General features: G+C 58.7%; 15 protein-coding genes and 1 pseudogene. 5 read left to right on the top strand and 11 right to left on the bottom strand.

Annotated elements, in window-relative coordinates; translation table 11 throughout:
- Positions 1-63: 63 nt before the first annotated feature.
- From ACFQT0_RS15225 to ACFQT0_RS15210, 4 genes are all read left to right on the top strand, one after another.
- A complete protein-coding gene (locus ACFQT0_RS15225) occupies positions 64-2,310 on the top strand; it encodes an ATP-dependent helicase (RefSeq protein WP_380203981.1) in 2,247 nt (748 codons plus the stop codon).
- Positions 2,311-2,574: 264 nt separating this feature from the next.
- Positions 2,575-3,318: a DUF4290 domain-containing protein gene (locus ACFQT0_RS15220; RefSeq protein ID WP_380203979.1), complete on the top strand. Its 744-nt coding sequence runs from the start codon at positions 2,575-2,577 to the stop codon at positions 3,316-3,318.
- Positions 3,319-3,418: 100 nt separating this feature from the next.
- Positions 3,419-4,723: a UDP-N-acetylglucosamine 1-carboxyvinyltransferase gene (gene murA / locus ACFQT0_RS15215; RefSeq protein ID WP_380203977.1), complete on the top strand. Its 1,305-nt coding sequence runs from the start codon at positions 3,419-3,421 to the stop codon at positions 4,721-4,723.
- 192 nt (positions 4,724-4,915) lie between these two features.
- Positions 4,916-5,527: a hypothetical protein gene (locus tag ACFQT0_RS15210; RefSeq protein ID WP_380203975.1), complete on the top strand. Its 612-nt coding sequence runs from the start codon at positions 4,916-4,918 to the stop codon at positions 5,525-5,527.
- 82 nt (positions 5,528-5,609) lie between these two features.
- Here the strand turns inward: ACFQT0_RS15210 and ACFQT0_RS15205 are convergent, their stop codons facing one another.
- From ACFQT0_RS15205 to ACFQT0_RS15155, 11 genes are all read right to left on the bottom strand, one after another.
- The gene (locus tag ACFQT0_RS15205) at positions 5,610-5,948 is read right to left on the bottom strand and encodes a phage holin family protein (protein ID WP_380203973.1); all 339 of its coding nucleotides are present in this window, start codon (positions 5,946-5,948) and stop codon (positions 5,610-5,612) included.
- 30 nt (positions 5,949-5,978) lie between these two features.
- The gene (locus ACFQT0_RS15200) at positions 5,979-7,076 is read right to left on the bottom strand and encodes an agmatinase family protein (RefSeq protein ID WP_380203971.1); all 1,098 of its coding nucleotides are present in this window, start codon (positions 7,074-7,076) and stop codon (positions 5,979-5,981) included.
- 98 nt (positions 7,077-7,174) lie between these two features.
- A complete protein-coding gene (locus ACFQT0_RS15195; RefSeq protein ID WP_380203969.1) occupies positions 7,175-7,330 on the bottom strand; it encodes a hypothetical protein in 156 nt (51 codons plus the stop codon).
- The gene (locus ACFQT0_RS15190) at positions 7,318-7,806 is read right to left on the bottom strand and encodes a chemotaxis protein CheC (RefSeq protein WP_380203967.1); all 489 of its coding nucleotides are present in this window, start codon (positions 7,804-7,806) and stop codon (positions 7,318-7,320) included. The genes ACFQT0_RS15195 and ACFQT0_RS15190 overlap by 13 nt, the downstream gene beginning before the upstream one ends.
- A gap of 55 nt (positions 7,807-7,861) precedes the next feature.
- A complete protein-coding gene (locus ACFQT0_RS15185; RefSeq protein WP_380203965.1) occupies positions 7,862-9,502 on the bottom strand; it encodes a chemotaxis protein CheA in 1,641 nt (546 codons plus the stop codon).
- A gap of 105 nt (positions 9,503-9,607) precedes the next feature.
- Complete coding sequence (locus tag ACFQT0_RS15180) at positions 9,608-10,009, bottom strand: response regulator (protein WP_380203963.1); 402 nt, start codon at positions 10,007-10,009, stop codon at positions 9,608-9,610.
- Positions 10,010-10,074: 65 nt separating this feature from the next.
- Positions 10,075-10,602: a chemotaxis protein CheW gene (locus ACFQT0_RS15175; protein ID WP_380203961.1), complete on the bottom strand. Its 528-nt coding sequence runs from the start codon at positions 10,600-10,602 to the stop codon at positions 10,075-10,077.
- Between the two features lie 324 nt (positions 10,603-10,926).
- Positions 10,927-11,751, bottom strand: a complete 825-nt coding sequence (locus ACFQT0_RS15170) for a methyl-accepting chemotaxis protein (RefSeq protein ID WP_380203959.1) — start codon at positions 11,749-11,751, stop codon at positions 10,927-10,929.
- Complete coding sequence (locus tag ACFQT0_RS15165) at positions 11,705-11,905, bottom strand: hypothetical protein (protein WP_380203957.1); 201 nt, start codon at positions 11,903-11,905, stop codon at positions 11,705-11,707. Before ACFQT0_RS15165 ends, ACFQT0_RS15170 begins: the two co-directional genes overlap by 47 nt.
- Positions 11,883-14,897 (bottom strand): HAMP domain-containing protein, encoded by a 3,015-nt coding sequence (locus ACFQT0_RS15160; RefSeq protein ID WP_380203955.1) that lies wholly within the window; start codon positions 14,895-14,897, stop codon positions 11,883-11,885. The genes ACFQT0_RS15165 and ACFQT0_RS15160 overlap by 23 nt, the downstream gene beginning before the upstream one ends.
- On the bottom strand, positions 14,882-15,142 hold the full coding sequence (locus ACFQT0_RS15155) for a hypothetical protein (RefSeq protein ID WP_380203953.1): 261 nt from the start codon (positions 15,140-15,142) through the stop codon (positions 14,882-14,884). The genes ACFQT0_RS15160 and ACFQT0_RS15155 overlap by 16 nt, the downstream gene beginning before the upstream one ends.
- A gap of 279 nt (positions 15,143-15,421) precedes the next feature.
- Here ACFQT0_RS15155 and topA point away from each other — a divergent pair.
- Positions 15,422-17,905 (top strand): annotated as a pseudogene (gene topA, locus ACFQT0_RS15150) (type I DNA topoisomerase).
- Positions 17,906-17,907: the final 2 nt, after the last annotated feature.

Raw genomic sequence — 17,907 nt, 5'->3', positions numbered from 1 at the left:
TTGGGCCCCCTACCCGGTGGGCCGTATCTTTGTCAACCGCCCAAAAGGCGGCTTAATTCGCAGATGGCACTAGATTATTTATCCCTCCTCAATCCGTCGCAGGCCGCCGCGGTGATGCAAACCGAAGGCCCGTGCATGATTATCGCCGGTGCCGGCTCGGGCAAAACCCGGGTGCTCACCTACCGCATTGCCAACCTGCTGGAAAAGGGCGTTGACCCGTTCAACATCCTTGCCCTCACCTTTACCAACAAGGCCGCCAAGGAGATGCGCGCCCGTGTTGAGAAGGTGGTTGGCCCCGCCGCCCGCAACCTCTGGATGGGCACTTTCCACTCGGTGTTCGCCAAAATCCTCCGTTCCGAAGCCGACAAGATTGGCTACCCGCGCAGCTTCACCATCTACGACACCCAGGACTCGAAAACCCTGATTGGGCAGATTGTGAAAGAGCTGGAGCTGGATGACAAGCTCTACAAGCCCAGTCTGGTGCTGGGCCGCATTTCGGCGGCGAAGAACAAGCTGATTTCAGTGAACCAGTACCTTAACGACGCGGCCATCAAGGCCGACGACGAAGCGGCGCTCCGGCCCAAGATTGGGGTGCTCTACCAGCAGTACCAGCAGCGCTGCTTCAAGGCCGGCGCCATGGACTTCGACGACCTGCTCTTCAACACCAACGTGCTGTTCAAGGAGCACGTCGACGTGCTGAACAAGTACCAGAACATGTTCCGGTTTGTGATGGTGGACGAGTACCAGGACACCAACTATTCGCAGTACCTGATAACGCGCAAGCTGGCGGCAAAAGAGCGGAACATCTGCGTGGTGGGCGACGACGCGCAAAGCATCTACGCCTTCCGGGGCGCCGACATCACCAACATTCTCAACTTCGAGAAAGACTACCCCGAACTCCAGGTCTTCAAACTGGAGCAGAACTACCGCTCCACCAAGAACATCGTGTGGGCCGCGAACTCGGTGATTAAAAACAACCAGGCGCAGCTGCGCAAGGACGTTTTTTCGGAGAACGAAGACGGCACCCTGATTGAAGTCCTGAAAGCCGCTTCCGATAACGAGGAAGGCAAGCTGGTGGCCAATTCCATCTACGAGGACAAGATGAATGGCCACTTGTCTTATGACAACTTCGCCATCCTGTACCGCACCAATGCGCAAAGCCGCGCGATGGAAGAAGCCCTGCGGAAATTAAATATTAAATACAAAATCGTTGGCGGCCTGTCGTTTTATCAGCGCAAGGAAATCAAAGATTTGGTGGCCTATCTGCGCCTGACCGTTAACCAAAACGACGAGCAGGCGCTGCGCCGGGTAATCAATTACCCCAAGCGCGGTATTGGTGACACGACAATTAGCAAGCTGATTACCACGGCCGACGAGAACAACCACACGCTGTGGGAAGTGGTGGCCAACGCCGACCAATTCCTGGCCGCGCGGGTGTCGAACCCAGTGGTGGGCTTTGCCGAGAAAATCAAGAGCTACATGGTGATAGCCGCCAAGGAGGATGCCTTCGAAGCCGCCAAGTTCATCGCCAAAAACTCGGGCATGCTCGAGGAGTTGTACGCCGACAAGAGCATCGAGGGCCTCTCCCGCTACGAGAACATGCAGGAACTGCTCAACGGCATCAAGGAATACGTCGACGACCCCGAGCGCGAAGACAAGAGCCTTGGCGCTTTCCTGCAGGACATTGCCCTGGTAACGGACTCCGACCTGAAAGACGCTGCGCAGGAAGGCGAGGCCGTGACGCTGATGACCATACACTCGGCCAAGGGCCTGGAATTCCGCAATGTGTACATCGTGGGCATGGAGGAAAACCTCTTCCCAAGCCAGATGATGATTACCTCACGGGCCGACCTCGAAGAAGAGCGCCGACTGTTTTACGTGGCCATCACGCGGGCCGAGAAAAAGCTCACGTTGAGCTACGCTACCTCGCGCTACCAGTGGGGCAACCTGCGCAGCTGCGAGAAAAGCCGCTTTCTGGATGAGATTGACCCGCAGTACGTCAACTTCAAGTTTGCGACCGGGCCGGGCACGGGCGAGTCGCCGTTTCAGCACGTATTTGAGCGCCGCTCTAACCTAATTCCAACTGCCCCGCGTAAGGTGCAAGCCACCAAGTACGTGGCCCCGGCCGACTTCACTCCTTCCGACACGTCCAAGCTGCAAAGCGGTCAGCGCGTGGAGCACGCCAAGTTTGGCTTCGGCGTCGTGAGCCAGCTGGAAACCCAGCAGGGCACCACCAAAGCCACCATTCAGTTCGAAGAAGTGGGCGAAAAAGTGCTGCTGCTCAGTTTCGCCAAGCTGCGGGTACACTAGCTGTCCACGTTGGGCTGAACCGCTGCTGTTTCGCCAGCGCCTTCTGTCATGCTGAGCCTGCGAAGCATCTTCTCAGGTCAGAACTACTTGTTGGGCCGTGATAAGATGCTTCGCAGGCTCAGCATGGCAGACGAATGGGTCACAAGCACGGTGGTGTTGCTTCGGCGTTGTGCACGACCACCTAATATTTTACCCTGCTGAGCCAACCAGAACCGTATCTTTGGCCTGAGCCCCGGCGCTGGCTGGACGCTCCCATTGTTTTTTATGACCGACCTCACCACCCTGCCCTTCCACCTGCAACTGCTGGTGCGCGAATACGGGCACAGCACCTACCAGCTCATTCAGGGCCTGGCCCAGATTGAAGACCTGGCCGAGCGCACCAAGCGGGCCGGGCAGATTGTCCAGCTCATGCTCCGACTGCAGCCTTCCTTGCGCGAATTGCCCGAGGTGCAAACCCGCCTCTGGAACCACCTCCACGCCATGGCCGGCGAAGAAGTAACGCTGGATGCTCCCGTGCCGCTGCGCAGCCTCACCATACGCACCGAGAAGCCCACCCGCGTCCCCTACCCCCGCCAGGCGCCCAAGCTGCGGGCCTACGGCGCAGCGGTGGAAGCGCTTATTGCCAAGGCCCTGACGATTGAGGACCCCGCCGAACGCGAGCAGGCCACCGTGCAGATTGGCCGGACGATGAAATTCCTGTACCGCCAGCACAACAAGGAAAACGCCAAGGACGTGACCATCCTGCGCCATTTGGGGAACTCTCCGGTGGCCAGCTCCGCCTCGACCCGGCCGTGGTCGACAGTGAAAACCTGTTTGAGATGCCGGCTGGTACCGGCCGCACACCAGCCTTTATCGTGCCCCAACCCCAGCAGCGGGAAGGCCGCGAACGACGCGAAGGACGCGACAACCGCGAAGGCCGCAACGGCGGCTTTGGCAACAAGGGCGGCAAGAAACGCAAAAAAGGCCGCCAGGAACCCCAGCAGCCTCCGCAGTAACTTTTTGGCTTGAGAATCCGCTACATTATGCGCCCGGTTCTCAAGCCCTGTTTTCCTATTCTTTATCCCATAAGCTAACAGCCAACAGCGGTTAGCTCACAGCTCAATTTTACATGGCTGCATTTGAAGTACGCGGTGGCAAAGCCCTGCGCGGTGAAATCACGCCCCAGGGCGCCAAAAACGAAGCCCTCCAGATTCTCTGCGCGGTATTGCTGACGTCCGAGCCGGTCACCATCAGCAATATTCCGGACATCCGCGACGTCAACAAGCTGATTGAGCTGCTGCGCGACTTGGGCGTGAAAGTGGGCAAGCTAGCCACTGACACCTACGTGTTCCAGGCCGAGAACGTGAACCTCGACTACATGGACACACCCGAGTTTGTGGCCCAGGCTGGCGCGCTGCGCGGCTCGGTCATGATTCTGGGCCCCATGCTGGGCCGCTACGGCCGCTGCCAGTTACCCAAGCCCGGCGGCGACAAAATCGGCCGCCGGCCGATGGACACCCACTTTCTGGGCCTCGAGAAATTGGGCGGCAAGCTTACGCTGGAAGGCTTGGACTTTTACCGCATTAAGGCCGACGGCAAGCTCAAGGGCACGCACATGCTGCTCGACGAAGCCTCGGTAACGGGCACGGCCAACATTCTGATGGCCGCGGTACTGGCCGATGGTGTCACGACCATCTACAACGCGGCTTGCGAGCCTTACCTGCAGCAGCTGTGCCGCATGCTGGTGCGCATGGGCGCCAACATCCAAGGCATCGGCTCCAACCTGCTCACCATCGAAGGCGTGCAAAGCCTCGGCGGCACCGAGCACCGCATGCTGCCCGACATGATAGAAATCGGCTCCTTCATCGGCCTGGCGGCCATGACGGGTTCCGAAATCACCATCAAAAACTGCCAGATTCCGCAGCTGGGCCTTATCCCGGATACCTTCCGCAAGCTCGGCATTCAGCTGGAGTTTCGGGGCGATGACATTTACATCCCGGCTCAACCCCACTACGAAATCTCCACGTACCTCGACGGCTCCATTCTCACGGTGAGCGACCACACGTGGCCGGGCTTCACGCCTGACCTGCTCAGCATTGTGCTGGTAGTGGCTTGCCAGGCCAAGGGCACGGTGCTCATTCACCAGAAGATGTTTGAGAGCCGCCTGTTTTTCGTGGACAAGCTCATCGACATGGGTGCCCAGATTATTCTCTGCGACCCACACCGCGCCACGGTTATCGGCCTGGACCAGCGCACGCGCCTGCGCGGCATCACCATGACCTCGCCCGACATTCGGGCTGGCGTGGCCCTGCTCATCGCCGCCCTCTCGGCCGAAGGCAAAAGCACCATTGAAAACGTGGAGCAGATTGACCGCGGCTACCAGAATATCGACCAGCGCCTCACCGCCCTCGGGGCTGATATTCGGCGGCTATAAAAATGGCATGCATTAAATACCAAAAACGCTGCTGCTAACCCTGAAGGTTTTGCAGCAGCGTTTTTGGTTTATAAAACCTCAGTGCATTATTGTTATTATGCTATATTTGAAGGCAAAACACATTTAATCTGAGTGTTGAATACAGGCTTAGCTGCTATAATTTTCAACACATTACTGATTTTCACCTCTAGCATGAAAGTTATTTTAATAGTAATAGGCATAATAATTTTAACAATTGTAGTTTTTGTTATCTATAGAGTCGTGATTATAAAACGACAAAGCAGCAAACTGAATGCTCAACGCTTTGACAGAATAGAAGAGCTTTACAATAAACTGGAAAGTGGACATCCTTTGGTTGAACAAGACATCTTGCCTTATGCAGAAAATTTACTAACAAGAGAGACCACATTTCAATTGTTAAGCGACCATAACAAGACGCACATTTTCCCGAAAGAGTATCATACACTTATCAGAGGTGCGGAAAGTTCCCTTGCAAATTGGCTGGAATTCCCAACAGAACTTGATGCTTGTCCCGATAATATTGAACACTTAGAACGAGTAACGTGGGACTTTGATGGAAAGAATAACTTAGTTCATTACGAGGTTTTCAAATACAGAATGAATGAACCTCACTGGGCAGCTAAAGACGGATGGATATTAGGTGTAGTTGGGCCGTACTTTGACGACAGCAAACCCTATGACATTCCCCAAGCAACTTTTAGTCGTACGAGCAGCAAACTAGACGAAGTAACACCGTATGAAGAGGCCAAATGGGTGCATGAAAATATTTCAATGCAACGATAGTAAAAGCGCATAACGTTAACATAAAAAGAGCCGCTGCTGAAATATCAGCAGCGGCTCTTTTTATGTAACCTAATAACTGCCTTTAGTCAATCACCAAATCCACCAGCGCATTCACAATGGACAGCGCGATGCTGAACAGCAGGGCGTTGAGAAGGCCGTGCACGTCGAAGCTGCTCATCAGGAAATCGGCCAGCTTCACAATGATGACGTTGATGACCAGCAAGAACAGGCCGAGCGTGAGCACCGTGATGGGAAAGCCCAGAATCTTGAGAATGGGCTTCACCACGGCGTTGAGCAGGCCCAACACCAGCACCAGAATGGCCGCGCTGCCGACGCCGCCTAGTACCACGCCAGGCAGTACCATGCTCAGGCCGTAAACCAGCACCGCAGTAAGAATGAATTTGAGAATAAAGCCTAACATGGGCAAAAAAGGGGTTGAGGTGAAAGAAGCTTACTCGGCCACCTCCATGCCCTTGGCAACGAGGCGGCCTTGAGATACGGCCATCCAGTTGCAAAGTTGGTAGAGCAGGCGCGCGCCCACGATGCCGTTCCAGTCGGTGTCGCCGGGGGCCACCTCGTTCAGGTCGCAGCCGATGATGGTGATGCCGGCCCGCACGATGGAGCGAATCAAATAGGTAGCTTCCTCAAACTCCAGGCCGCCGGGCACGGGCGTGCCGGTGCCTGGGCACAGTTTGGGGTCCAGCCCGTCGATGTCGAAGCTGATGTACACCTTGGCAGGAAGTTGAGCTATGATTTTGCCGCACACCTTTTTCCAGGACTTCTTGGCAAACTTCTCTTCGCTCAGAAAGCGCTGGCTAAACAGCGCCACCCGGCCGTTGGACGTGGCAATGTACTCCGCCTCCTGCTGGCACATATCACGGATGCCTACCTGCACCAGCTTTTTCACCTGGGGCAGTTCCAGCGCGTTGTGCATGATGCTGGCGTGCGAGTACTTGAAGCCCTCGTAAGCGGGCCGCAGGTCGCAATGCGCGTCAAACTGCAGAATGGCAAACTCTTCGTGGCGTTCGGCCAGCGCGTGCAGGTAGCCTAGGGGCGTGCTGTGGTCGCCGCCCAGCACCACCACGCCTTTGCCCTCGTCGAGCAGGGCGCCGGTTTTCTCCTTGAGCCACTTCACCATTTTGGCGCCTTCGGTGGTCACCTGCGCGGGCACTCCGCCGTGTTTGGCGTGGCCGTCTTCGGGCTGGCCGGCTTCAAGCCAGGTGATGTAGTCGGCGGCTTGCGGGCGCAGCTTGTTGCTGGCCGCGGCAATGGTTTCGTCCTCGTCTTCCATGGCGAGGCCCAGCTTCCAGGCGTCGGGCAGGTCCGGGTCGTACAGGTCCACTTGCAGGGACGCCTCGTGGATGGCGGCGGGCCCCTGAGCGGTGCCGGCACGGTAGCTCACCGTCACTTCCCACGGCACGGGCACCACCACCACCTGCGCTTCCTCGGGCGTGAAAGGCAGGCCAAACAGCCCACCGGCCGCATCGCCGGGCGCGTTGGGGTCGAAAGAAGCTATTTTATTTGCCAGAGCGGCATTGGTCTTAGACATGAGATTGGGCGCTTGAAGGTGTAATAAAAACCAAGGCCGCCAAACGGGAAAATCCGCTGGCGGCTTTAGAGTGAAAGTAGTTGAGCAACCAGCTCCAGCTAAGCCGACATCTGGCTGCCCAGGAAATCGTAGCTGCGAATAATTTCCAGGATTTTGGTGAAAGTAGCCCGGTCAAAAAACAGCATCAGCGGCAGCTCCACCATGTTGTCTTTATCCGAGAACTGGGTGATAACCGAGAAAATCAGGGGCTGCACTGGTGCTGGGGCAGCAGGCCCTGCATGATTTCGGCAATATCGCCGCGCGGGGCCGTGGGCGGCGCGCCGTAGATGTTGGCTTTCAGAATGTTGGCCAGCTGCGTGACCAGGGCACCCGTGATGATATTGCTGATTTCGAGCAGCAAAGATTCCTGTAGCTCGTTTACTTCCAGCGACTCGGGCGCATTCATGCGCAAGCAAACCCGGGAAAGCCGCTGAATGTGCTGGCCTGAAAAGAACATCAGCGTCGTGCCGTTGAAATCGCCGCGAATGTCGGACTGAATGGGAACGTGCTGGGACTGGTACTCGCGCACCCGCACCAGAATATCGTCGCTGACGAGCAAGTCGATGTTCGGCACTTCCAGCAACACCCGTTCCTGGGCAATAACGGCGAACGAATCGGCGGCGCGGGCCAGGCCAATGTTCAAAATCTCGCGGATTATATCACGCTCTAAGTCGGTCATCGATAAATCCATAACGTCAGAATAGGGGAAGTGCAGCTGCGAGTACTGAGGTGAGTAAAAGGAGAGTTTAGGGCCGTTTGTTTAGAAACAAACGGGTGAGGGCAGGCACATCGAGTACGAGGCACACCTGCCCGCTGCCGAGCAGCGTTACTCCCCCAAATAGGTCAATGGTATCCAACGGCTTGCTGAGTGGTTTGATAACGATGTTCTGCTGGCGCATAAATCGGTCGACCACCAAGCCCAGGCGGCGGTTATTATAGGTGACCACCAGCACGTGCTGGGGGCCGGTCATGTCGTCTTTATTGGCCGGGGGCAATGGTTCGTCGCCCTCGTCAAAAAGCAGCTGGCGCAACGGCACCAGCGGCACCGCCTGTTCGTGAAAGTGCGTAACGAGCACGCCGCCCACTACCGAAATCTGCCCGGGATGGAGCGCCAGTACCGTGTCAGTGTGCATGAGCGGCACCGCGTAGGGCCGCTCGTCTACTTCCACCAGCAGGGCGCCCTTCACGGCGATGGAAGTCGGAAGCACCAGCGTAAACGTGGTGCCCTGCCCAAGCTCCGACTCCACTCGCAGCTGGCCGCCCAGGGAGTCGAGCGCCAGCTTCACCACATCCAGCCCCACGCCGCGGCCCGAGATGTCGGTCACTTGTTGGGCCATGGAGAAGCCCGGCTCGAAGAGAAAAGCCCACACGGCCTTTTCGTCCAGCTTGGCGGCCGCTTTGGCGGTGGTCAGGCCGCGCTCCACGGCTTTGCGGCGCACGGCTTCGGTATCGATGCCGCGGCCGTCGTCGCGCACCTGAATCAGCACATCGTCGCGCTCGGTCAGGGCCGAGAGGGTAAGTTGGCCCACGGCGGGCTTGCCTGTTTTGAGACGCTGCTCGGTGGTTTCGAGGCCGTGGCTGACGGCGTTGCGCACCAGGTGCAGCAGCGCGTCGGTGATGATTTGCAGAATATTGCGGTCAATCTGCACGTCCTGCCCGCTCATGGTCAGCTCAACCTGCTTGTCTTCCACGGCGGCCACGTCGCGCACCACCCGCGGAAACTTATTGAGCAGTACCCCCACGCCTACCAGGCGCGCATCCATCACGCTGTACTGCAAGTCGTCGGAGATGCGGAACAGGTGCTGGGCAGTGGCGAGCAGAGCGGGATTGTCGAGCTCCTGCGCCAGGGTCATGATGCGGTCACGGTCAATCACCAGTTCCCCTACCAGGTTCAGGAGGTTGTCGAGCTTCTTGACCTGGATGTACACCAGGTCCGAAAGCTCCATTTTTTTGTTGGATTCCTCGTCGGTATCCACAGTTTCCTCGTCCTCCAGCACGGGCTCTTCGCCGCGCACCAGCCGGTCAAGGTTGTCGAGCAAATCGGTGGCATCGGGCAGGGCCTCATTGGCACCCACGGCCCGAATCATATTGCCCAAGGCATCGACCCCGGCAAAAACCACCCGAATCAAAGGTCCACTAAACGTGCGCTCCTGGTCCCGAATGAGGCCAAACAGGGTTTCGAGGTGGTGGGCTACTTCGCCCAAGTCCGTGAAGCCCATCGCCCGTGCGTTGGCCTTCAGGTTGTGCATGAGGCGGAACAGCTCGTTGAGCGCCGGGCCCGCGTTCGGGTTACGCTCCAGCTCGCTCAGGTGCCGGCTCATGGAGTCGTAATACTCCAGGGCTTCGGCCATGAACAGCTCCCGGTACTCCTGGTCGCGCGTTTTCATCGGCCGTAGTTCATGTTTTCAACCATCTCACAATCCGACGCGCGCACGCTTGCACCATCCTTTCCGACGGAGAGCTGCCTTACAACGGAAAGCTGAAACCGCACCTTACGCCGTCTGTTCGGTAGCGCCATTCTGCAGGGCGGCTCCAACAATCTCCAGCACCTTCTCTTCGGAGAAAGGCTTCACGATGTACGCGAGGGCTCCGTTCTCGATGGCCTCGTTCACTATCACCTCCTGCCCTACCGCGCTGCACATCACCACCTTAGAAGACGGCTGAATCTGGCGGAGGCTCTTGAGCACGTCCAGCCCGGTGTTGTCGGGTAGAATCACGTCGAGGGTGATGAGGTCGGGCTCAGTCGAAGCGGCCATTTCCAGGGCCTGAGCCCCGTTGGCGGCTTCGCCTACTACCTCATAGCCCGCGTCGGTGAGCATGTTCTTGAGCATCGTGCGCATGTAGAATGAGTCGTCGACGATGAGAATGCGCTTGTTCATGGTATTGGAAGACATAGAGATAAATCAATTTTATGGCCGAGCTATCACACCCGGGACCACCTTGTACGGGCTGGACGCTACTAAGATGCCACTTTGCCCGGCAGCCGCATCACCTCGCTTGGGGTGAGCAGCTTACGCATGTCGAGCACGATGATGATGCCGCCTTCCGGCAGCTTGGCAATGCCTTCGAGGTACTTGTCGCGGGTGCTGGAGTCCTGCACGAACTCAGGCGCCGGCTCAATCTGGCTTAGGGGCAGGGTGAAGGGCCGGGGCACTTCGCGCACCATCAGGCCCAGGGTATAGTCGGCGGCTTCCACGGCCACGGTGTAGCTGCGCTCGGGCAGCGGCCGCCCGGCAGGCCGCAGCCGAAACCGCTCTTCCAGGTCGATGATGGCAATGATGTCGCCGCGCAGGTTGGCAATGCCCTTGATGAAGGGCGGCGTTTTGGGCATGCGCGCCACTTCGGGCGTCACGGTCACCTCCTTCACCTGTTCGATGCGAATGCCGTAATCCTCATCGCCCAAACGGAACACGATGAGCTGCACCAGTTCGGCGGGCTTCGCCCGTTCGGCTTTGGGGGCGGGTGAGGCTAATTCAATCTCGGCCATATACTTTGTGGTCAGTACTTAGGAGTCAATAAGCAAGGGCGAGTAGTCGGCACATCCAGGCGGGAAGACTCCCTACTGGTGCAGGCCGGCTACTCGCTCCTGGTTACTTGGCTTTGGCTTTTGATTTGGAAGCGTTGTCCTTTTCGGCTTGGCCGTTTTGCGGACCTTTGCCGTTTTTAGGCGATTCAGATTTGGCTTTCGCCGCGGCCTGCCGGGTGGCGGGCGCTGCTGGAGCCGGCGATGGGGCCGAAGCTTCGGCTGCAACCGGGCGCAGGCGCCGCTCGGGGCGGGCTGCCCCTGGGGCAGGCGCCGCAGCAGCGGCCGCTACCCGGCCGTTGCGGGGCGCAGTGCCATTGCGGCGGGTGGTTTCGGCCGGCTCGGGGCTGCTTCGCTGCGGGACTGCGTGCGGCGGGCGGCCACGCCATTCTGCGGCGCGGGGGCATAAGACTCGCGGCTCCGGTAGGTTTCCCGGGCACTGGTCCGGCGTACCGGCAGCGGCGCGGGCTCCGGCTCGTAGGTGCTGAGCTGGAAGGTTTCCAGGCCGGCCTGGAGGTCATCGGCAATGTCGGTAAGGCGCTGCGAACTGGTGGTGAGCTCTTGCATGGCCGTCGATAGCTGCTTAGCGGTACCCGCGACTTGTTGCGTACCCGTTGCCGTCTGTTCGGCAATGGCTACCACTTCTTCCACGTACTTCACTACGTCGCCAATCGAGGTTTTCTGTACCTCGGTAGCCGTGAGAATGTCGCGCGAGGTGCGCAGCGTTTCGCCCGAGCTGGTCGCAATGTTCTTAAAGGCCGAGCTGGCTTCGAACGTGGCGTTCTTCCCTTTGAGTACTCGGTTTTCCATGGTCGAAATAGCGGTTGCGGCCGAGGTGGTGTCCTTGCGAACGTCCTCTACCAGCGTGGCAATTTCGTTGGCCGACTTGCGGGAGCCTTCGGCCAGCTTTCGGATTTCCTCGGCTACTACTGCGAAACCACGGCCGGCTTCCCCGGCGCGGGCGGCTTCGATGGCGGCGTTCAGAGCCAGCAGGTTGGTTTGCGAGGCGATGTCGGTAATCACGCCCAGCGACTTGCTGATTTCACCCGACCGGGTACTCAGTACTTCAATGGTGCGCGAGGTTTGCGAAGCGGCGCTGGATATCTCTTCCATGTTTTTCACCACTTCGGCCACCGTTTTCAGACCCAGCCTGCGAGGTCTGCTCACCCAGGATAGCCGATTTGTTCACCACGTCGGCCTTGTTGGCGGTCTCCTTCGTGGCCTGCATGATTTCTTCAATCAGCTTAAAGGCCTGGTCGGTTTTCAAAGCCTGGTTCTGAGCGCCTTCGGCCATTTGCTGCATGGCCAAGGCCACATCGACGGTTACGCGACTCATTTCCTGGCCTTTGCCGGCCATTTCTTCCGAAGATGTACCCACAATCTGCGACGAGTCGTTGATTTCGCCGAGCAGGCTCGTTCAGGTTCTCCACGGCGAGGTTAAGGGCGTTGGACATGGCCAGGATGTCGCCCGTGGTGGGCACTTCTACGCGCTGGGTCAGGTCGCCTTCCGAGATTGCTCGTACCACGCGGCTCACTTCCAGTACCGGCGAGGCAATGGATTCGAGCAGGGCGTTGAGCGTGTCCACCAGTTCTTTCCAGGAGCCCGACACGCCGCCCACGGTGGCGCGTTCGGTCAGCTTGCCTTCCACACCGGCCACTTTCGCCACGCGGCTTACTTCGACGGCGAGGCGGTTCAGGTCGTCCACCATTCGGTTGATAGTGTCGGCCAGCTCGGCTACTTCGCCTTTGGCTTGCAGGGTCAGTTTCTGGGTCAAGTCACCCTTCGATACCGCGGTTACTACTTTCACAATGCCCCGCACCTGCGTGGTGAGGTTCGATGCCATGTAGTTTACGTTGTCGGTGAGTTCCTTCCACACACCAGCCACGCTGGGTACCGAAGCCTGACCACCCAGCTTGCCCTCGGTGCCCACCTCTTGCGCCACGCGGGTTACCTCGCCGGCGAAGATGTTCAGGGAGTCCACCATTCGGTTCAAGTTGTCTTTCAGGTCGAGCAGCTCGCCGTTGACGTTTACCGATACCTTCTGGCTCAAGTCGCCGCGCGATACGGCCGTGGCCACGTTGGCAATGTCTCGCACCTGAGAGGTCAGGTTGCTGGCCATCGTGTTTACGTTGTCGGTGAGGTCTTTCCAGGTGCCGCGTACGTTGGGCACTTTGGCTTGGCCGCCCAGCTTGCCTTCAGTACCTACTTCGCGGGCCACGCGGGTTACTTCGTCACCGAAGGTGTTCAGGGAGTCCACCATTTCGTTGAGGTTTTCCTTCAACTGCAGCAGCTCACCGCGCACGTTAACCGTGATTTTCTGGCTCAAGTCGCCTTTAGCAACCGCGGTTGCCACGTTGGCAATGTCGCGCATTTGCGAGGTCAAGTTCGAGGCCATTGTATTCACGTTGTCCGTCAAATCTTTCCAGGTTCCGCTTACGCGGGGCACGTTGGCCTGACCGCCCAGGATACCCTCGGTGCCCACCTCACGAGCCACCCGAGTTACCTCGCCGGCGAAGATGTTCAGGGAGTCCACCATCTGGTTAAGGTTGTCCTTAAGGTCCAGCAGTTCGCCTTTTACGTCTACCGTAATCTTCTGGCTCAAGTCACCTTTCGATACGGCAGTAGCTACGTTGGCAATGTCTCGTACCTGCGAGGTCAGGTTGCTCGCCATCGTGTTTACGTTGTCGGTCAACTCCTTCCAGGTACCACCTACGCGGGGCACCACGGCCTGTCCGCCGAGCTTTCCTTCCGTTCCTACTTCGCGGGCCACGCGGGTTACCTCGTCACCGAAGATGTTCAGGGAGTCCACCATCTGGTTGAGGATGTTCTTCAACTCCAGGATTTCGCCCTTCACGTTTACCGTCATCTTCTGGCTCAAGTCGCCGCGGGCTACGGCGGTTGCCACGTTGGCAATGTCTCGTACCTGCGAGGTTAGAGCCGCGGCCATGTCGTTTACGTTGTCGGTGAGGGCTTTCCATACACCGGCCACGTTGGGCACGCTGGCCTGACCACCCAGCTTACCCTCCGTTCCTACTTCCTGCGCCACACGAGTTACCTCGCCGGCGAACAGGTTCAGGGACGCCACCATTTGGTTCAGGTTCTGCTTGAGCTGCAGGAATTCACCTTTTACATCGACGGTTACCGTCTGCGTCAAGTCGCCTTTGGCTACCGCCGTTGCTACGTTGGCAATGTCACGTACCTGGCTGGTAAGGTTACTAGCCATGTAGTTTACGTTGTCGGTCAAGTCTTTCCACACACCAGCCACGCTGGGCACGGAGGCCTGACCACCGAGGCGGCCTTCGGTGCCTACTTCCTGAGCCACGCGGGTTACCTCGCCGGCAAACAGGTTGAGCGAGTCCACCATCTGGTTCAGGTTCTGCTTGAGCTGGAGCAACTCGCCTTTTACATCGACGGTTACTTTCTGGCTCAAGTCGCCTTTGGCTACCGCGGTTGCTACGTTGGCAATGTCCCGCACCTGACTTGTCAGGTTGCTGGCCATGTTGTTTACGTTATCCGTCAGGTCCTTCCACACGCCGGCCACGTTTGGCACGCTGGCCTGACCGCCGAGCTTCCCTTCCGTTCCCACTTCCTGAGCCACGCGGGTTACCTCGCCGGCAAACAGGTTGAGCGAGTCCACCATCTGGTTCAGGTTCTGCTTCAGCTGCAGGAATTCGCCTTTTACATCAACCGTTACCTTTTGGGTCAAGTCGCCCTTGGCTACGGCAGTTGCCACGTTGGCAATGTCTCGTACCTGAGAAGTCAGGTTCGAGGCCATGTTGTTTACGTTGTCGGTCAGGTCTTTCCAGATGCCGCCTACGTTGGGTACGCTGGCTTGTCCACCCAGCTTGCCTTCGGTACCTACTTCCTGCGCCACACGGGTTACCTCGCCGGCGAAGATGTTCAGGTTGTCGATGGTTTTGTTGATGGTCTCGGCCATCAGCTTGAAGTCGCCCGATACTGGAATCTGGAAGCTTTCGTCCAGATTACCGCGGCTGATGTTCTTCAATACCTTACCTACTTCCAATACCGGAACGGCGATGCTGTCCACCAAGCCGTTGATGTTGGTAAGCATGTCGCGCCAGAAGCCCGCGGCGCCATCGGCCGAAGCGCGGGCCTTCAGGTTTCCTTCTACCCCGGCCACCTTGGAGATGCGCGACACCTCGCCGCCTACCCCGCCAATCATTTCCACCATGGAATTGTAGGCTTCGGCGATTTCGGCGAAGATGTCGTCGTTCTGCTTGGTCAGGCGCACCGACACGTCGCCTTTTTGAAGGCGTCGAGCGCGTAGAGCACGCGGTTGAGCTGGTCATTGACATAGCCCGGGTCCTGGGTATCGACCGAACCGCGCGAGCCGCCCTTTTTGCGGGTCAGGTCGTTGTTGGTACGAACGAAGTCAAGAGCCGAAACGGCTCCGGCGTCCGGCTTTCCACCGATGACATCGGCCGTCGCGTCTGTCGCGGGGGAGCGACGCGGCTTAGATTGCGGAGTCTTGGGGGAAGCCATATAATATAGGAATCAAGCTGATGAAAGGAGGGCAAAGTTGGAAAGGCGAAGTACGGGTAAGAACCCGGAATAAGCAAAGATACACCGCTGTGCTAAGCGAATGAACTCCCCTATCCCGCGGCCCTGTTTCAAGGGGCGCCGCGCGGCCTTGTAAATGGGAGTTGCCTTGCCGCCAGGAATTATCCGGCATCTTTGCGGCCAATTTCAACATTTCCCTACGGCTGGCCGTTTCACTTCCCACCGCCTGCTTTCGCCTGCCGTTTCCCTTTAGCTGCCCACATGGTCAAGAATTTAGTTATCGTCGAGTCGCCGGCCAAGGCCAAAACCATAGAAGGCTACCTCGGCCAGGATTTCGTGGTGCGCTCCAGTTATGGGCACGTGCGCGACTTGCCAAAGGACAATAATGCCATTGATATAGCCAATGGTTTTAAGCCCACTTACGTGGTATCGCCCGACAAACGCGAGCTGATTGCCCAACTAAAAAACTTTCCAAGGAAGCCGAAATGGTCTGGTTGGCGAGTGACGACGACCGCGAAGGCGAAGCCATCAGGCGGCACCTGGCCGAAACCCTGAACCTGCCCGGCGCCAAGACCAAGCGCATTGTATTCCGCGAAATCACTAAAAGTGCTATTCTCGGCGCCATTGCCAACCCGCGCGAAGTCGACCAGAACCTGGTGAATGCCCAGCAGGCCCGCCGCGTGCTCGACCGCCTCGTGGGATTTGAGCTGAGCCCCGTGCTCTGGAAAAAGTAAAGCCGGGCCTCTCGGCCGGCCGGGTGCAGTCGGTAGCCGTGCGCCTGGTGGTGGAGCGGGAGCGCGAAGTCGCTCATTTCTTGTCTACCAGTGCCTACCGCATCGTGGCCCGCTTCGATGCCGGCCGCGGCGCCGTGCTCGAAGCCGAACTACCCACTCGTTATAAGGTACGGGCCGAAGCTGAGGCGTTTTTGGAGCGCTGCATCGGGGCCACGTATCAGATTGAGAGCCTCGACAAGAAGCCTGGCAAGCGCAGCCCGGCTGCGCCGTTCACTACCTCTACCCTGCAGCAGGAAGCCTCGCGCAAGCTCGGCTTTTCGGTGGCCCAGACAATGAGCGTGGCTCAGAAGCTGTACGAAGCCGGTAAAATCAGCTACATGCGGACCGACTCGGTGAACCTCTCGCAGGAAGCCATGGCGGGCGCGCAGGCGGCCATCACGGCATCCTACGGCGCCGCGTATCACCACACCCGCACCTTCAAAACCAAGTCGGCTTCGGCCCAGGAGGCCCACGAAGCCATTCGGCCCACCGACTTCAGCGCCGTAAAAGCGGGCTCCGATGCTTCGGAGCAGCGCCTGTACGACCTGATTCGCAAGCGCGCCATGGCCTCGCAGATGTCGGAAGCCGTGATTGAGCGCACCACGGCCGTTATTGGCATCAGCACGCAGCCGGGCACCACGTTCACGGCTACCGGCGAGGTTATCACCTTCGAGGGCTTCCTGAAAGTGTACGCCGAGAGCAAGGACGACGAAGACGAGGAAGAGGACGCCAAAGACGGCGAATCGAGCTTCTCGCGGGGCTTGCCGCCGCTGAACGTGGGCCAGGTTTTGCCCCTGCAGCGGCTAAGCGCCACCGAGCGGTTTTCGTCGCCCCCGGCGCGCTACACCGAGGCTTCGCTGGTGAAGAAGCTCGAGGAAATGGGCATCGGCCGGCCTTCGACCTATGCGCCTACCATTAGCACGGTGCAAAAGCGCGGCTACGTGGAGAAAGACACCCGCGAGGGCAAGGAGCGTGCTTTCCACGTGCTCACCTTGGACGGCGGCGCGGTGAGCACCGAAGTCAAAACCGAGAACTACGGCGCTGAAAAAGCCAAGCTGTTTCCCACGGATACGGCCATGGTGGTGAACGACTTTTTGGTGGAGCACTTCCCCGTGATTGTGGACTACCAGTTCACGGCTAAGGTGGAAGACGAGTTCGACCAGATTGCCAACGGCCTGGAGGACTGGACCCAGATGCTGACCGGCTTCTACGGCAAGTTCCACGCGACCATCGAGGCCGGGCAGGACATCGAGCGCAGCACCCTGGGCAGCACCCGCGAAATCGGCGTGCACCCCGAGACGGGCGAGAAAATCACCGCCCGCTTGGGCCGCTATGGCCCCTACGTGGCCCTGGGCGACACCGAAGGCGAAACCAAGCCCGCCTACGCCAACCTGCGCAAAGGCCAGTTCATCGAAAGCATCACGCTGGAAGAAGCGCTGGACCTGTTCAAGCTGCCGCGCGTGGTGGGCGAGTTTGAAGGCAAGGACATGACGGCCAACCTGGGCCGCTTTGGCCCTTATGTGCGCCACGACAGCAAGTTTTCTCCCTCACCAAGGAGCAGGACCCGCACACCATCACCGCTGAGGAGGCCGTGACCCTGATTGAGCTAAAGCGCAAAACCGACGCCGAGCGCCTCATCAAGTCCTTCCCCGAAAACCCTGATATACAGGTATTGAACGGTCGTTTCGGCCCCTACATCGTGGCGGGCAAGAAGAACGTTAAAATCCCCAAAGGCGAAGAGCCCACCGAGCTGACGCTGGAGCGATGCCAGGAGCTGGCCGATGCCACGCCCGACAAGCCTGCCAAAGGCGGCCGCTTCGGCAAGAAGGCCGCCCCCGCCGCCAAGGAGGAAAAAGCCGACACGCCGGCCAAGAAAAAGCCGGCCGCCAAGAAGCCCGCAGCGAAGAAAAAACCAGCCGCTAAATCGGCCACCAAACCCGCTGCTAAAAAAGCGCCGGCCAAGGCAAAATAAAC

Source organism: Hymenobacter humi, assembly GCF_042665855.1.
GTDB classification, from domain to species: domain Bacteria; phylum Bacteroidota; class Bacteroidia; order Cytophagales; family Hymenobacteraceae; genus Hymenobacter; species Hymenobacter humi.
This window is presented reverse-complemented; position numbering and strand designations above follow the sequence as displayed.

What these genes read in the sequence shown, in the direction of transcription:
- ACFQT0_RS15225 (WP_380203981.1), top strand. Translation starts at nt 64, where the DNA reads ATGGCACTAGATTATTTATCCCTCCTCAATCCGTCGCAGGCCGCCGCG.
- ACFQT0_RS15220 (WP_380203979.1), top strand. Translation starts at nt 2,575, where the DNA reads ATGACCGACCTCACCACCCTGCCCTTCCACCTGCAACTGCTGGTGCGC.
- murA (WP_380203977.1), top strand. Translation starts at nt 3,419, where the DNA reads ATGGCTGCATTTGAAGTACGCGGTGGCAAAGCCCTGCGCGGTGAAATC.
- ACFQT0_RS15210 (WP_380203975.1), top strand. Translation starts at nt 4,916, where the DNA reads ATGAAAGTTATTTTAATAGTAATAGGCATAATAATTTTAACAATTGTA.
- ACFQT0_RS15205 (WP_380203973.1), bottom strand. Translation starts at nt 5,948, where the DNA reads ATGTTAGGCTTTATTCTCAAATTCATTCTTACTGCGGTGCTGGTTTAC.
- ACFQT0_RS15200 (WP_380203971.1), bottom strand. Translation starts at nt 7,076, where the DNA reads ATGTCTAAGACCAATGCCGCTCTGGCAAATAAAATAGCTTCTTTCGAC.
- ACFQT0_RS15190 (WP_380203967.1), bottom strand. Translation starts at nt 7,806, where the DNA reads ATGGATTTATCGATGACCGACTTAGAGCGTGATATAATCCGCGAGATT.
- ACFQT0_RS15185 (WP_380203965.1), bottom strand. Translation starts at nt 9,502, where the DNA reads ATGAAAACGCGCGACCAGGAGTACCGGGAGCTGTTCATGGCCGAAGCC.
- ACFQT0_RS15180 (WP_380203963.1), bottom strand. Translation starts at nt 10,009, where the DNA reads ATGTCTTCCAATACCATGAACAAGCGCATTCTCATCGTCGACGACTCA.
- ACFQT0_RS15175 (WP_380203961.1), bottom strand. Translation starts at nt 10,602, where the DNA reads ATGGCCGAGATTGAATTAGCCTCACCCGCCCCCAAAGCCGAACGGGCG.
- ACFQT0_RS15170 (WP_380203959.1), bottom strand. Translation starts at nt 11,751, where the DNA reads ATGGAAGAGATATCCAGCGCCGCTTCGCAAACCTCGCGCACCATTGAA.
- ACFQT0_RS15155 (WP_380203953.1), bottom strand. Translation starts at nt 15,142, where the DNA reads ATGGCTTCCCCCAAGACTCCGCAATCTAAGCCGCGTCGCTCCCCCGCG.